At 34.8% G+C, this 16,515-nt stretch carries 12 protein-coding genes; 11 read left to right on the forward strand and 1 reads right to left on the reverse strand.

Annotated features, from left to right (window positions below):
* Positions 1-403: 403 nt before the first annotated feature.
* The 11 genes from N4A68_09185 to N4A68_09235 all read left to right on the forward strand — a co-directional run bounded on the left by N4A68_09185 (position 404) and on the right by N4A68_09235 (position 14,857).
* Complete coding sequence (locus tag N4A68_09185) at positions 404-2,410, forward strand: sigma 54-interacting transcriptional regulator (GenBank protein ID MCT4564463.1); 2,007 nt, start codon at positions 404-406, stop codon at positions 2,408-2,410.
* A 193-nt stretch (positions 2,411-2,603) separates the two neighbouring features.
* A complete protein-coding gene (locus tag N4A68_09190; GenBank protein ID MCT4564464.1) occupies positions 2,604-4,325 on the forward strand; it encodes an ABC transporter substrate-binding protein in 1,722 nt (573 codons plus the stop codon).
* Between the two features lie 200 nt (positions 4,326-4,525).
* Positions 4,526-5,503: an ABC transporter permease gene (locus N4A68_09195; GenBank protein MCT4564465.1), complete on the forward strand. Its 978-nt coding sequence runs from the start codon at positions 4,526-4,528 to the stop codon at positions 5,501-5,503.
* A gap of 11 nt (positions 5,504-5,514) precedes the next feature.
* Entirely contained in the window at positions 5,515-6,366 is an 852-nt protein-coding gene (locus tag N4A68_09200) for an ABC transporter permease (protein ID MCT4564466.1), read from the forward strand.
* A 1-nt stretch (position 6,367) separates the two neighbouring features.
* Positions 6,368-7,369, forward strand: coding sequence for an ABC transporter ATP-binding protein (locus N4A68_09205; protein MCT4564467.1), 1,002 nt, complete (start codon positions 6,368-6,370; stop codon positions 7,367-7,369).
* Between the two features lie 17 nt (positions 7,370-7,386).
* Positions 7,387-8,385: an ABC transporter ATP-binding protein gene (locus N4A68_09210; GenBank protein MCT4564468.1), complete on the forward strand. Its 999-nt coding sequence runs from the start codon at positions 7,387-7,389 to the stop codon at positions 8,383-8,385.
* Positions 8,386-8,387: 2 nt separating this feature from the next.
* Positions 8,388-9,143, forward strand: a complete 756-nt coding sequence (locus tag N4A68_09215; GenBank protein ID MCT4564469.1) for a creatininase family protein — start codon at positions 8,388-8,390, stop codon at positions 9,141-9,143.
* Between the two features lie 76 nt (positions 9,144-9,219).
* A complete protein-coding gene (ggt, locus tag N4A68_09220) occupies positions 9,220-10,863 on the forward strand; it encodes a gamma-glutamyltransferase (GenBank protein ID MCT4564470.1) in 1,644 nt (547 codons plus the stop codon).
* Positions 10,864-10,888: 25 nt separating this feature from the next.
* Positions 10,889-12,496 carry a gamma-glutamyltransferase gene (ggt, locus tag N4A68_09225; protein MCT4564471.1) on the forward strand — a complete coding sequence of 536 codons (1,608 nt, stop codon included), beginning with the start codon at positions 10,889-10,891 and terminating at the stop codon, positions 12,494-12,496.
* Positions 12,497-12,517: 21 nt separating this feature from the next.
* Complete coding sequence (gene alr / locus N4A68_09230; GenBank protein ID MCT4564472.1) at positions 12,518-13,660, forward strand: alanine racemase; 1,143 nt, start codon at positions 12,518-12,520, stop codon at positions 13,658-13,660.
* A 15-nt stretch (positions 13,661-13,675) separates the two neighbouring features.
* The gene (locus tag N4A68_09235) at positions 13,676-14,857 is read left to right on the forward strand and encodes an amidohydrolase (protein MCT4564473.1); all 1,182 of its coding nucleotides are present in this window, start codon (positions 13,676-13,678) and stop codon (positions 14,855-14,857) included.
* 194 nt (positions 14,858-15,051) lie between these two features.
* Here the strand turns inward: N4A68_09235 and N4A68_09240 are convergent, their stop codons facing one another.
* On the reverse strand, positions 15,052-16,371 hold the full coding sequence (locus N4A68_09240) for a DUF4179 domain-containing protein (GenBank protein ID MCT4564474.1): 1,320 nt from the start codon (positions 16,369-16,371) through the stop codon (positions 15,052-15,054).
* Positions 16,372-16,515 lie beyond the last annotated feature (144 nt).

Consider the following 16,515-nt stretch of genomic DNA (forward strand, 5'->3'; position numbering starts at 1 on the left):
ACAACGAAGAAATTTGGGTTTTTAGGCAGCCAGAGGGTGTTTCATAATGAATGAAGTTCAAGCTTTTGAAATTGTTCATTTTGAGACACCCTTGTTTATTTGATTTATTGTGAATATAAATATATAATTTTTATATAAACTTAAATCTAAAAATTTAAACAATTAAGCAAATTGCATAATTACAATCCTCAAAAACTTACTCCCAAATATAGTCTTAAATGCCTTAGTGCTATACCCTATTTATTATGCAATTATGCCAGGTTAGAATTATGTAAATTCCTTAATAAGGGGAAATTGTATAACCATCATCTCAGAAAAACATGGTTATATAGTTTTTGAATGTTTAATAAGGATAACATCAAATATATTATTTTATGAGTACAATGAAAGGCGATGATATCTCTTGAAAAAACTAATTGTAGTCGCTAAGGCTAAAGGTATAGGGGAATACTACTGTGAGGAGCTTAGGAACTTTTTTGCTGATGAGATTCAAGTTGATTATATTACCTGGGATAGTAAGGATATAGAGGTTATTAACAGCTATGATATGATTTTGATTACCACCTATACGATTATTGATAGTATTATGAAATATGTTAATAAAAACTGTAAAATTATAAAAATTATAAAAAACCTTAGTGGAGAAGGTATTAAAAAGATAAAAGAAATTCCCTATGGATCAGAAGCACTTATAGTAAACGTAGGACCAAAAACAGTTTCCGAAAGCATATATCTTATATATGCATTAGGTAGAACTGATTTAGATCTTCATCCATATTATCCTGGAATCAAAAAATATAAAAAATTAGATATTATATTGACTCAAGGAGAGCCCCAATTAGTACCAAACTATGGGGGTAAGGTTATAGATATACTAAATACCACTATAGATACGAAAATACTTTTAGAAATAATATCATTTTTTGATTTGGACAAGAAAAAGTTATTAGGAAAACTCATGGAGAGAAGTAGTATAAAGAGGGTCAATAATGAAGGAGTATCCTTTGTTATTAGTGAAAGATTTATGCTTGAAAATATTATAAATGTTTTATTTGAAAATCTAAACGAAGGTGTTCTTATTTTTGATAGTGTTGGACAAGTAACCAGCAGTAGTAATAGTGCCCAGCTATTTCTTGATAAAGCTACACATAATATACTAGGGAAAAACATTACCGATATTATTCCTATTAAAAGAGATGTTATATTGGAAAGTGAATTCGTAGAGAAAATAATCAAGATAAATAATATTCCTTTGATTTGTAATGTTATCCCTAAGATTACAATAGGAAGTAATGACTATGGTTTAGTAATACTTAAGAAATATAATGATGCTGAGATGAAGATGCACTTGTATAAAAATGAACTTATAGATAAAGGCCATAAATCTAAATATAATTTACATGACATTATAGGATCAAGTTATGAAACTGAAAAGGCTAAAAATATTGCGGTTAGAATGGCTAAAAGTAATTCCACAGTACTTATAACAGGTGAGAATGGAACAGGCAAGGAGCTGTTTGCCCATGTAATACACAATAATTCTAGAAGGAAAAAAGAGCAATTTGTTGCTGTAAACTGTTCAGCTATACCAGAAAATCTTTTAGAAAGCGAATTGTTTGGATATGAAGGTGGAGCATTCACTGGGGCAAAAAAAGAAGGTAAAAGAGGGCTGTTTGAAATTGCCAACGGGGGAACCTTATTTTTGGATGAGATAGGTGAAATACCCCTTCATTTACAAAATAGATTACTAAGGGTATTGCAGGAAAAGCAGATTATGAGGATAGGGGGAAATACCATTGTAAATATAGATGTAAGGATAATAGCAGCTACTAATATTGATATTAAGAGACAACTAAAGGAAGGAAAGTTTAGAAAGGATTTGTATTATAGACTTAGTGTACTTCCCTTAAACATTCCACCCCTAAGGGATCGTGGAAATGATGTTTTAGAGATTTTTGATAGGATTATAAGTGATAATGGAGAAGATTTACTTCTAGATGAAGAGGTTAGACACTATTTTACCCAATACTCTTGGGATGGAAATATAAGAGAATTAAAAAATTGTATAGAATATCTTATAAATTTAGGCAAGGAAACTATTTCATTTAATGACTTGCCAGATAATATGAAGAATAATGATGACACACTTGATTCATCTAATATCAAAAAACTCAAATTTCAAACAAAAGGAGAGGCCATTCTTGATGTATTATATGATAAAAATAAGCAAAACATAAAGATTGGGAGAAAGCAAATATCTAAGGAATTAATGAAAATGTCTGTTTTTCTAGGTGAACAAGAGGTTAGAAGGGAGCTTTTAATACTCAAAAGCAAGGGACTTGTGACCATATCTAAGGGAAGAGGAGGGACTAAAATAACACAAAAAGGCATAAGCTATTTAAATTCATAAAAAACAATTGTATTAATTGTATTAATTGGATGAATTAAAACCAATTAATACAATTATTTTTTATTCAATTCACATTTTTGAAAAAATTCTGCACATTCCACTTGAATTTGAAGGGGAAAAGGTTTGGCATGGATTTTGCTGATATTATTAGAGAAGATGATTACTAATAGAAGGAAGGAGAATGAATTTGAAGATGAAAAAGATGAGTAAGATTATGGCTATAATTATGGTGTTAGTTGTTTTACTTGGTACTGTGACCGCATGTGGTAAGAAAGAAGCAAAGAATCCATCAAAGGCTAAGGGGGATATAGCTGTAACACCTTCATCTGAACTGGATCCTGCAGACAAAGTGCCTGAGATTGAATTTTGGATTCAGTCACAAACAAAGGATCCTAAAAGATACGAAGCGGGACTCATGATATCAGAAAACTGGAAAAAGCTAGGCTTTAGAGTGAGTGCTGAGACAAGGGAATGGGCCACAATGTCTGCTCAAGGTATGAAGGCCCACGAACATGATGTGTTTATGGTTAGATGGGGAGGTAAACCTGAAAGGGTTGATCCATATCACTGGTTGTTCTCAATGCATTCTTCCGCTGAAGCTCAAGAGGGAGGATACAACGTAGCTGGATATATCAATCCTAAATATGATGAATTAGCTAAGATATTTGCAACCCACCTTGATATGCAGGAAAGGCAGAAGGCTGCAAAGGAAATGCAAGCTCTTCTAGCTAAAGATGTGCCACAACCTCCTATGTTCAAAACAAAAATAAGAAATGCCTATAACAAGGGTAAGTTTACTAATGTGACACCTGGTATAGGACTAGGATTATATAGCTTTTGGAACTTCATGAATATAACACCCACAACGGATGATAAGATTTTAAATCTTGGTCAAGGGAATGATATTACACTTTTAAACCCATTAACAACTAAAACTGGGCAAGATATCTATATGCTTAAGAATATCTATGATCCATTAGTAAGATTAGATACAGAAGGAAAACCAGTTAATTGGTTGGCTAAGGAAATAAATGAGATAGATGATACAACCATCGAAGTAACTATTAGGGATGATGTAAAGTTCCATGATGGAGAACCCCTAACTGTGGATGATGTCAAATTTACATTTGATTTTGCTAAGGAAGTAAAATCACCAACATATTTTGCCCATATTAGAAGTATTGAGTCTGTTGAAATCAAAGATGAAAATACGGTGACATTTAAGCTTACAGAGCCCTATGCTCCATTTATATCAAATACCCTTTCGCTATGTCTAATTCTTCCTGAACATATTTGGAGCAAGGTTTATGAGGAAAAGGGAGCAGAAGGAGTGCTTACCTGGGAGAATATCCCGGCTATTGGTTCAGGACCATTTATATTTGATTACTGGAGACCTAATGAAGAATTTGCATTAAAAGCTAACAAAGATCATTTCCAAGTACCTAAGATAGAAGGAATAATCAGAACCCCATATGCACAATCCCTAGGTGTAGTACAAGGTTTAGTTGCTGGGGAAGTTGAAATGTCCTCTCAAAACCTATTACCTTTAGATCTAGAAGAGGTTAAGAAGAATCCAGGCCTAGAGGTTCTTGAACTTCCAGATATGGGTAGTTATGTAATACACTACAATATAAGAAAAGCACCATTTGAAGATGTATATGCAAGACGTGCTTTGACAATGGCCATCCCTAGACAAAAAATTCTAGATGTAGTATTTGATGGCGATGCACTAAAAACGTTTTCCCTTGTTTCAGAGGACAATACTTTCTGGGTAAATCAAGATATAGAAAAACTTGATTTTGACCTGGATAAGGCCCGTAAAGAACTTCAAAATGCAGGGTATAGATGGGATGAGGAAGGAACATTGTACTATCCTAAGGATTTTAAACCAACACCTATATTACCAGAACAATAGATATGCTGAATTGGGGTTACTCAGAATGGAGAATCTTAAAACCCTAACCTTCATTCTGAAATAGCCCAGGGCTGAATTAAAGGCATTGTCCTTTGAGACAGCCCCCTATATACGCAAATGAAGAATAAGAAGGGTATATCAACAATGAAAAAGTCTTAATTGATAACAAAAATAACTAAAAAGGATAGAGTGAAGAAAATATGAGATTATTTAAATATATTTCGAAAAGACTTATTATTGCTTTCTTTACATTATTTATATTAGTAACTATTGTTTTTTTCATGTTTAGAGTGATTCCAGGAGATCCGATCAGTATGTTTATAGACTCGGGATTAGATAAAGAATCACAGGAACTTCTTTTGGAGCTGTATGGATTAGATAAATCTATTCCAGAGCAATATGTCATATATATAAAAGGATTATTTACCGGGGATTTGGGGAATTCCTTTACCTATGGTAAGCCCGTGTTGGAGGTGATTGGGGAAAGATTCCTTAACACACTTATACTAACCATTACTTCCCTTATCTTAGCTTATACTATAGGAATAATAGTGGGAAGCTATCTTGCTTGGCATAGGAATACCAAAATAGATTATATAGGAACTATTATGGCATTATTAATAAGATGCGCACCGGTTTTTTGGACTGGTCTGATATTACTTTCAATATTTTCATTCAAATTGGGATGGCTACCTTTAGGGGGTATGACCACTGTGGGAACTAACTTTACTAGCTTTTGGGATAAAATATCTAGTGTGGATTTTCTTAAGCATTTGATACTACCGGCGGTTGCATCGGCACTTTATTCTGTAGCTACACCTACATTGCTTATGAGAACATCTATGCTGGAAGTAGTAAAGGAAGATTTTGTTGAACTCGCTTTGGCTAAAGGCATTCCAGAGAAAAAAGTTATGCGTAGACATGCCATGAGAACGGCTTTACTTCCAGTAGTTACTATATTTGCTGTATCAGTAGGTCGTGCCATAGGTGGTTCAGTATTAGTGGAAACCGTATTTAGATGGCCTGGTATGGGAAGAGAAATTGTACTTGCAGTAGGGTCTAGAGATTATCCTATGGCACAGGGTGCATTTCTATTTATCGGATTTGCCACGATTATGTTTAATTTATTAGCGGATGTTTTATATGCATATTTAGACCCTAGAGTATCCCTAGATTAGGAGGAGGAATCATGAAAAAAGCATTAAAACTACTAAGCAAGAATAAGGTAGGGGCATTGGGATTTATAATATTTTTATTCTTTGTACTGATAGCCATATTTGCTGAGCAAATAGCTCCCTATGATCCTATGGAAATATTATTTCATCCAGATGGTGGTGTAAAAAGATTACTTCCTCCGTCAGCAGAACATTTACTAGGTACAACATATATGGGAAGGGATGTATTCTCACAAATGGTGATAGGGTCAAGAGTTGCTGTATTGGTAGGCTGTATCTCTGCTGTATGTGTTGCTTTTATTGGAACCAATATAGGCTTGATTGCCGGATACTTTGGAGGCAAGGTAGATAGAATACTTATGGGTATAGTAGATATAATGTATGGTTTACCCTTTTTACCCTTTGCACTTATACTTGTATCGGTTTTAGGACCCGGCGTCCAAAATGTTATATTAGCAATTGTTTTGATTACATGGAGAAACTCCTCAAGAGTAATTCGCTCCCAAGTTTTATCTATAAAAAATAGAACATATATTGAAGCTGTAAAATTAAGTGGGGCTAGTGATTCAAGGATACTTTATAAACATATAGCTCCAAATGTTATGCCAATTTCCCTGGTATATGTTGCTACAACTATGGCATCGGCAATAATGTCCGAATCTAGTATAAGCTTCTTAGGTTTAGGAGATCCATTGCAGGTAAGCTGGGGTAGAATACTATTTACTTGCTATTCATCTCAAGCTGTTTTCAAAGCCCCCTGGTGGATAATACCTCCTGGAATAGCAATCACATTATTGGTATTATCCGGGTATATGATGGGTAGAGCAATCGAAGAAATAGTAAATCCAAGGTTAAGGGAGAGATAACATGGCATTGTTAGAATTAAAAAATGTTTCCATAGAATATAAACTTTCAGATGGGGTATTAAAAGCAGTTGATAATGTATCACTTAATATTGAAAATGGAGATATATTAGGTTTAGTAGGTGAGAGTGGTTGTGGTAAGAGTACGATTATAAAAAGCATCATAAAATTGCTTCCATCAAACGGTAGAGTTTCACAGGGAGAGATGTTATTTGATGGAGTAGATATTATCAAGCTGTCCAAGGAAGAAATAAGAAAAAGAAGATGGAAAGATATTTCGATGATTACTCAAAGTGCAATGAACTCACTCAATCCAGTGTATAGAGTAGGAAAACAAATTACAGAAGCCATAATTGAGCATGACAAGGTGAGTAAAAGTGTGGCAATGGAAAGAGCGGGAGAATTATTTGATATTGTTGGTTTGGAAAGGGGTAGACTTGAAGATTATCCCCATCAGTATAGTGGAGGAATGAAGCAAAGAGCTATTATAGCAATGGCTTTAGCCCTTAATCCAAAGTTGATTATCGCCGATGAACCGACTACAGCATTGGATGTAGTAGTTCAATCCCAGATACTAGAAAGAATTAATAATTTGCTTGAAGAATATGAGGGTTCAATGATATTAGTAACCCATGATATATCTGTAGTCGCACAAACCTGTAATAAGGTTGCAGTTATGTATGGAGGAAAGATAATAGAATATGGGGATGCAATACAAGTACTGAAGAAACCAAATCATCCTTATACAATGGGACTTAAGAATGCATTTCCATCCTTGGTGGGAGAAAAGAAGGAATTGGTATCAATAGCAGGTAGTCCACCTGATTTATCTAAGGAATTAAAGGGCTGTCGTTTTGCTGCAAGATGTCCATTTGTATTGGATGAGTGTAGAACCGGTAATATTGATAAAACAGAGGTGAAGGATGGTTTCTTCCATTGTATAAGGGGTGACGAAAGAGAGAAGTTAAGAGAACTCGCTGATTTACCCGATACATGGGAAAGTTAACTTATAGGAGTGAAAATATGACTAAAGGAAATCCAAAATTAATAGAGGCGGTTGACCTTAAAAAGGAATTTACAGTCAAGGTAAAGGGCAAGGGTAGAGTAAGGGAAGTAAAAACTCTAAAGGCTGTAGATGGAATAAATATACATGTTAATGAAGGTGAAACCCTAGGGATAGTGGGTGAAAGTGGATGTGGAAAAACCACTACCGCAAAGCTACTGCTAGGACTGTATAATCCTACAAGTGGAAAAATAATGTTGAAGGACAAGGATATTTCTAATTTAGATAAAAAAGACATGAAAAGCTTTAGAAGGCAGGCTCAAATGGTTTTTCAAGATCCATACGAATCATTAAATCCTAGATTTAAAGTGAAAGATACAATAATGGAACCCCTTGAAATACATGGTATTGGTAAAGATAAAGATGATAGGTATGAAATAGCCAGGAAAATACTAGAAGAATCTGGGCTAAAACCAGCGGAGCAGTTTATGGAGAGATATCCCCATGAAATGAGTGGAGGACAAAGACAAAGGGTGGCAATTGCAAGGGCCTTGGTTCTAAATCCCGATTTCCTCATAGCCGATGAACCTGTATCTATGTTGGATGTATCCATTAGGGCAGGTATACTAAGGCTGTTAAGAAAAATGATTACGGGCAGAAATTTAGCGGGAATAGTTATTTCCCACGATATCTCCCTTGTTAGATATACCAGTGATAGAACGGCTGTTATGTATCTGGGAAAGGTTGTGGAACAAGGGGATACAGAAACTTTAATAAAAAAGAGATATCACCCCTATACAGAAGCATTATTAGAGGCTGTGCCTAGCCCTGATCCTGAAGTGAAGCTCAGTTTACAAAAAATAAAGGGAGAAGCACCAAATCCAGTTAATCTCCCAACAGGTTGTAGATTTCACCCAAGATGTATTAAATGTATGGAAGTATGTAAGACAGTAGAACCCAAAGAAATAGATATGGGGGATGGTCACAAGGTAATGTGCCATTTATATGAAAGGAGATAAAAATGGGTAAAGCATTGATTTTAGAAAATATGACATGGAAAGAATTAGATGAAATAAAGGATAAAGTAGAATTGGTAATAGTACCGGTGGGGTCTACGGAGCAGCATGGACCAAATACAACCCTTGATACCGATACCATAAGAGCAAGGATAATTAGTGAGATGATAGGGGAGGTTTTCGGAGAGAGGGTCCTTGTGGCACCTACTATACCTATTGGACTTTCTTATCATCACATGAAATTTCCAGGGACATTGACTTTTTCCTTGGAAACCTACCTAAGAATTTTGAGGGATATATGTTGGAGCTTTAAACAACATGGATTCAAGAAAATATTATTCTTATCGGGACATGGTGGAAATAAACGACCTATTCAAGAATATGCTTCAGAAGCAAAAAAAGAATTTGATATGGATATATATATGAGTGGTATAGGTGGGAGCTTAGTGAGAGAATTAAGTGAAAAATATGGATTTTCCAAATTTAAAGGCCATGCTTGTGAGGTTGAAACTTCTCAAACCATGTATTTAGCTCCAGACCACGTGCGATATGATTCCCTTGAAAAAGCAAAATTTAGAGATGATAGCAAATATCTAATCAAAGAATATACCCATGGTGGTGGTGTATTCTGGGATTATAGAAAAGTTACAGAGAATGGAGCCTTAGGGGATGCCACAAGGGCAAGTGTAGAATTCGGGAAGGAAATGAATGAAATGGTAATCAAGAAAATCACCGAATTTATTGAGAAGATAATATTATAAAAAATATATATGAATTTATCCATATATATTCATAATGTTTAGAATCAAATACTGAATTATATTAGAGGGATGAAGGATGAAGGATAATTATAATCATTTTAAATTGACCGATGAAAATGGCGAAATAATTAGAAACAATAGAGGAGATAAGGGTTCAAATGGTATGGTAGCCACAGCCAGGCTTGAGGCCTCAAAGATAGGAATAGATATAATAAAAAGTGGAGGAAATGCCATAGATGCAGCCGTTGCTGTTGGCTTTGCACTAGGAGTATGCGAACCAAATGCATCGGGTCTAGGTGGGGGAGGTTTTATGACCATTAGGCTTGGTGATAGTGGAGAGACCATATTCCTAGATTTCAGAGAGGTCGCACCTGCACTAGCAAATCCATCTATGTGGCAAATAGATGATAATGGGGATGTCATAGGCGATGAAAAATCCCAAGGTGGTAAATCGATCTGTGTTCCAGGAGAAGTAGCTGGACTTATATCGGCATTAGAAAACTATGGGACAATGACTTTGGAAGATGTCCTAAAGCCAGCTATACAACTAGCAGAGGATGGATTTATCGTCTCAGACATGTTTAAACGGGATATAGATAATTACAGAAATAAGCTTTTAGAATATGAAGAAAAGGGAAATGTGTTTCTAAATGACTACAAAGTAGGAGATAAAATCACCAATAAACCACTGGCAGATACCCTTAGAAAAATCAGTGAAGAAGGGACAAATGGATTCTATAAAGGGGCTGTTGCTGATAGAATAATCAAATCCATCCAGAAGCATTCGGGAATAATGGCCATAGAAGATTTGGAGAACTATGGTGTTAATGAATTAAAGCCTATGAGGGGGACCTATAGGGGCTATGAAATTATTTCTTCACCGCCTCCAAGTTCAGGAGGCACCCATATTATACAGATTTTAAATATTTTAGAAAACTTTGATATTTCATCCTATGAAGTCAATTCCACCGAATATATGCATATATTTTCTGAAATATTCAAGATGTGCTTTGCAGACAGACTAGAGTATATGGGTGACCCTAATTTTGCATATGTGCCTATTAATGGGTTGATATCAAAACAATATGCCAAAAGACTTGCTAGGAAAATAGACATGGACAAGGCTAATAAATATGGATATGATTATCCAATTGATTTTGAGCCCACTGATACCACCCATTATTCCATAGGGGATAAAGATGGGAATATGGTATCAGTAACTAAAACCATAAGTGCATTTTTTGGATCAGGAGTGGTACCAGAGGATACGGGGATAGTATTGAACTGTCAAATGAGGGGTTTTGCCCTAGGTGAAGGAAAAGCAAATTCAGTAGGGCCCAATAAAAAGCCCCTTAGCTCGATGAGTCCTACTATAATACTAAAGGATAATAAGCCATTTGCAGTACTAGGTTCTCCTGGCGGTAATAGAATCATTACCACAGTAGCCCAGGTTATATCTAAACTCATAGATCATAATATGAATATAGAAGATGCTATTAATTCTCCAAGAATATCTAACTATGTGGATGGTATCATGCTTTATGAAAGTAGAATATCATCGGATTCCATAGCAAAGCTACGGAATATGGGGCATGATGTTGAGATGCTATCAGAATATGATAGAAAATTAGGGGGAGTCCAAGGCATTAAATATAATGATGAAATGATAATAAAAGGAGCGGCGGATCCCAGAAGGGATGGAGTGGCAATTGGCTATTGACATAAAAATAATTAGGAGAGTAAGTATGGATAAATTGATGGAAAGAAGAAGTATAGGAAACAAGGCTATGGTTTCCAGTGGTAAAGCACAAGCCTCCCAAATAGGAATAGATATTCTTAAAAAGGGAGGGAATGCCATAGATGCAGCAGTGGCTGTGGGTTTTGCCCTAGGGGTATGTGAGCCTGCTACATCGGGCTTAGGGGGTGGCGGGTTTATGACCATAGTTACTCCTGCTATAGGCAAGCCAATCTTTGTTGATTTCAGAGAAGCAGCTCCTGAAAAAGCAAGTCCCCATATGTGGGAAATTGGCGATGATGGCAAGGTAGTTAATAGGGAAAATGCTATAGGAGCAAAATCCGTAAGCACCCCTGGAGAAGTAGCCGGTATGATATATGCTTTGGAAAAATATGGAACGATGAACCTCGCTGAGGTTATGGAACCTGCTATTAGATTAGCTGAGGAAGGCATAGTTGTAACTAAGATGATGGAAGGAATGCTAAGTGAATATGCTGAGCATTTAGGAAAAAGCAAGGATGCGTCTAGGATTTTTTTAAGAAATAATAATTACTATAAAGCGGGAGATATATTTACAAATGTAGATTTAGCAAATAGTTTAAGAGAAATTTCAACGGGAGGGAAAGAAAAATTTTATAGGGGCAAAATAGCCGATGCAATAATTGAGACTATTAATGATAAGGGTGGGATAATGACCCATAATGACCTTAAAAAATATGAAGTTGAATTAAAGAAACCTGTAATAGGAAGCTATAGAGGATATAAGATTATATCTTCACCACCTCCTAGTTCTGGAGGTACCCATATAATTCAGACATTAAATATATTAGAAAGATTTGATGTAGGAAAACTGGAAGTGAATTCCTGTGAGTATTTACATTTGTTTTCAGAGGTTTTTAAATTATCCTATGCCGATAGAGTAAAATTTATGGGTGATACAAATTTTGTTGATGTTCCCTTAAATGGTCTTGGCTCCAAGGAATATGCTAAGATTTTATCAAATAGAATAGACCCCAATAGATCTCAAAATCCTAATATCTATGATCCTTGGACCTATGAACATCATGATACCACCCATTATTCCATAGCGGATTCTGAGGGAAATCTTGTATCAGTAACTAAAACAATCAATCATTTTTTTGGATCTTGTTTAGTGGCAAAGGATACAGGAATTCTGCTTAATGATACTATGGCGGATTTCTCAATAAAAAGGAATGATGTAAACTCAGTGGATAGTGGGAAGAAATCCTTAAGTACCATGGCACCTACTATTATTCTAAAGGATGATAAACCCTTCGCAGTAATAGGGTCTCCCGGTGGAGCAAGAATAATAAATATTGTAGTCCAAGTCATATCTAAGTTGATTGATCATGATATGGACATTCAAGATGCAATTAGTTCTCCTAGAATTACACAGAATACCAGCAACGATATGTTTTATGAAGATAGGATATCAAATTCAGTTATTGACAAATTATCTAATATGGGGCACGATATGAAAAAACGCCTTCCATGGGATAAGAAAATGGGCGGTGTTAACGGAATAAGATTTATGGAGGATGGTACTATAATCGGAGGTGCTGATCCTAGAAGAGATGGTAAAGCTATGGGATTATAGGGATATATGGAGGAGTCAATCATGATGTTAAGAGACACATATGTAGAAATAAATCTTGATAATATGGCACATAATCTAAAAAAGATACGGGAGTATGTAGGGAAGGATGTAGCTATAGCAGCTGTGGTTAAAGCTAATGGATATGGACATGGGGCAGTAGAAATAGCAGAAACTATAATGGAAAATGGCGGAGATTATCTTGCAGTGGCTACCCTCACAGAGGCTATTGAACTTAGAAAAGCATATCCTAAATATAAGATTTTTATTATGGGATATACTCCTAATGAATATCTTGAATACGTTGTAGATAATGATATAGTCCAGTGTATTTTTTCCATAGAGCAGGCAGCAATATTAAATGATCTAAGTAGGGAGAGAAATAAAAAGGCTGTAGTTCATATTAAATATGATACAGGATTTAATAGGCTGGGATATAGAGATTGTAGAGAAAGTATTGATGAAATTATTGAAATCTTCAAATTTGAAAATCTTAGGGTAGAGGGTATATTCTCACACTTTGCCCTTGCAGGCGATGAAGAAAATAAAAAACAATTTAGGGATTTTATAAATGCCGTAGATAGGATTGAAGAGTCGGGAAACAAATTTAAGTATAAGCATATTTGTGATAGTATATCAGCTATTGATTATCCCGAATTCAATCTTAGTATGATAAGACCCGGTGCAATATTATATGGATTAAAGTCCTTTAGGAAGAATGATATAGATATAAAGCAAGTACTAACCTTTAAATCAAGGATATATTATATAAAAGCAATTAAAAAAGGAGAAGGTGTTAGTTACAATTATAAATGGAAGGCCCATAGAGATAGTATGATAGCCACAATACCTGTTGGCTATTCCGATGGATATCCAAGAAATATGGCGGAAGTGGGTATAGTGACTATAGGAGGTCACAAGGCACCTGTTATAGGGGTTATATGTATGGATCAATGTATGGTAGATGTTACGGATATACCCGATGTAAAGGAAGGGGATGAAGTAATCATCTATGGCGATGGAAGCAATAATACCATTGACATACAAGAGGCATCAAAGCTTGGGAATACAAATAAAAACGAAATAGTTACAAGAATCACAAGAAGAACGCCAAGGGTTTATATAAAAAATAAAGAGATTTATAGGATATTAAACTATCTATTGTAAGGGGGGGAATTTAAATTGAATACTAGAGCTAGAGTAGAAGAAATGTTTAACGAAATTGTTGCAATCCGTAGAGATTTTCATAAACATCCCGAACTAAGTGGAAAGGAAATAAGAACTGGGGAAAAAATATGTGAATACCTTGATAAATGGAATATTGAATATGAAACCGGTATTGCAGAAACCGGGATTGTAGGAATAATAAGGGGTAAAAAAGGTGAAGGAAAGACCATAGGGATGCGGGCTGATATAGACGCTCTTCCCATTAAAGAAACCGGGGATTATGATTATTGTTCTATCAACGATGGAGTAATGCATGCCTGTGGTCACGATGTTCATACCACCATCCTTCTTTGTGCCGCTAAGTTATTAAAAGAAATGGAAAATGAAATTAAAGGTAATATCAAGTTGTTTTTCCAGCCTGCTGAGGAAGCAATTGGTGGAGCTGATAGAATGATAAAGGATGGATGTTTAGAGAATCCTAAAGTAGATCATGTAATAGGCTTACATGTAATGCCTAATATTGAGGTTGGTAAAGTAGAGCTTAAGTATGGTAAACTCAATGGAAATTCAGGAAGTGTTAAAATCACAATAAATGGAGATTCTGGTCATGCTGCTTATCCTGATAAATCAATTGATGCCATAGTTGTTGCAGCAAACGTAATTATAAGTTTACAAACACTTGTGAGTAGAAATGTGTCCCCATTAGATTCAGTGGTATTGACCTTTGGTAAAATGTATGGTGGAGAAAAGGCTAATATAATTACTGATAAGGTGGTTTTACAAGGAACACTAAGAACTCTTGATACTGAGAGTAGGGTATCCGCAAAGGAAAAAATAAAAAGAATAGCCGAGAATGTTGCTGTAGGACTAGGAGGAAGTGCAGATGTAGAGTTTAAAGACGGATATATTGCACTGATAAATGATGACTATGTTGTTGATGTAGTAAAGGATACAGCAATGGATGTATTAGGAGAAGAGAATATAGTATATAAAGAATTCCCAAGCATGGGAGGAGAAGATTTTTCCTATTTTGCTGAAAAAGTTCCATCTGCTTTTTATCATCTAGGCTGTGGAAATGAGGAAAAAGGAATAAGGGCACCTCTCCATAACAGACATTTTATGGTGGATGAAGACTGCATGAAAACAGGGGTAATAATGCAGGTTGAAACAGTATTAGCCCTTTTGAATAAGGGGTAGTAAATAAAAAAAAATTTCCGTCGTTTTAATTAAATCCCCTGTATATCTACTAATACCGAAAATAAATGATTAATGGTGTGTCTCAGAATGACTAGCTTTATTCTGAAACACACCATTGTTTAATTTAATGGAGTAACTTTTTAGAAGGTAAAGGATCAATGACAAATAGTATTCCATTTTGATAAGGGTTAATATTACTTTATTTCTATTTTAAATGGCTTCACGATCATATCTGGAAAATCGTCTATTTTTAGGGTGATTGGGCTTTTAAGATTTTGGCTCTTTGGTACAGTATAACGAATTTCTGCAGTGCGGTTTTCTTCTCTATAGGAATTACCAATACTTTCCGCGTGTAAAGATTCACCCTTTGCATTCATAAAGTCAAAATCAAATGTTAAGCCATCACCTATATATTCAAAAAAGATTGTGTATGCATCGCCATCATCCCTTATTTCACGAAGGATAAGATTTTTATCGGGAGATTTAAGTAATTTGTTATTCTCCATATCCACAACTACATCTAATTTTTCTTTTTCTATACATTTAATACCATTACCCATAATATAAAGTTCCTCATTTGCTTTTTTAAAGTAGCTACTTTTAAAATAAAAATTTCTCGTGAACTCGTCGGGATTTGTGCTGACCAAGCCGTTTAGGCCAGGAGTAAAATCCTCATCACCAGCAACTAATTTTAAATCTTGTATTGAGAAAATCTTCATAGTATTGTTTTTATCGTAGTGTATATCCAAAATAGCGGTTGTTGGATAAATGGTGAGCTTATCAAAAAATACTGTTTGACCCTCCATTTCCACAGATTTATTAATATCGTAGGAGATTTTTTTCTTTTTACTAAACAATTCCTTATCTATAGGTATATCTATTTTCCAAGTATATGGTAGCTCCTTGGATTCTTGAATATTATTATCATCCTTTATATCCCGATATTCTTCATAACTGTATTGAGATTCTTTAATTTTAACTTCGACACTTATATGGGATGGTATTTCAATTTCTGGTGATAATATCAAACTGAATTTGTCATGGATTTTTTTTGTCTTACTCAAGTCAATATCACTATAGTCTGGATATTGATTGCATGCTTTGATGTTATTGCCCATTTCATCAAGCACTTCATAGTCAAACCATTCAATATATTTGTGGGCCCCTTTGTTTTCTATTGTATAGAATATGACCATTCTGCTTTTATCGATGATTATATTATCTACAGTAAAGGATAAATCATCGTATTGGTCCATAATATCAACATCCTGTATGAAGTTTGACTTAATAGCTCGTAAAATGCTTGTATCATGGATATCATAACGTTTTTTAAAGCAGAAGGATTTAAATTCACTAGAGAAAGTAAGGGCTATTAATAAGGCTATTATAATAATAGATGCAGTTAATGTAATGATTGTTTTTTTCTTAGATTTAAGCCTCCTATCTTCCTCGAAATCATTGATATTTAATGATCCGTCATGGTCAAATTTTTCTTCTTGATTATTTTCATTCATATCTATCACTCCCCTATGATGTCTTATAAATTAGGCGTTAACCTGTACTATGAAACCCCTATATGACAAACTGTATAAATTTGACATAATAACATTATAGCATAATTAATATAGAACATCTTAATATATTTAAAATTAATTATC

This window comes from Maledivibacter sp., assembly GCA_025210375.1.
Lineage (GTDB): Bacteria > Bacillota > Clostridia > Peptostreptococcales > Caminicellaceae > JAOASB01.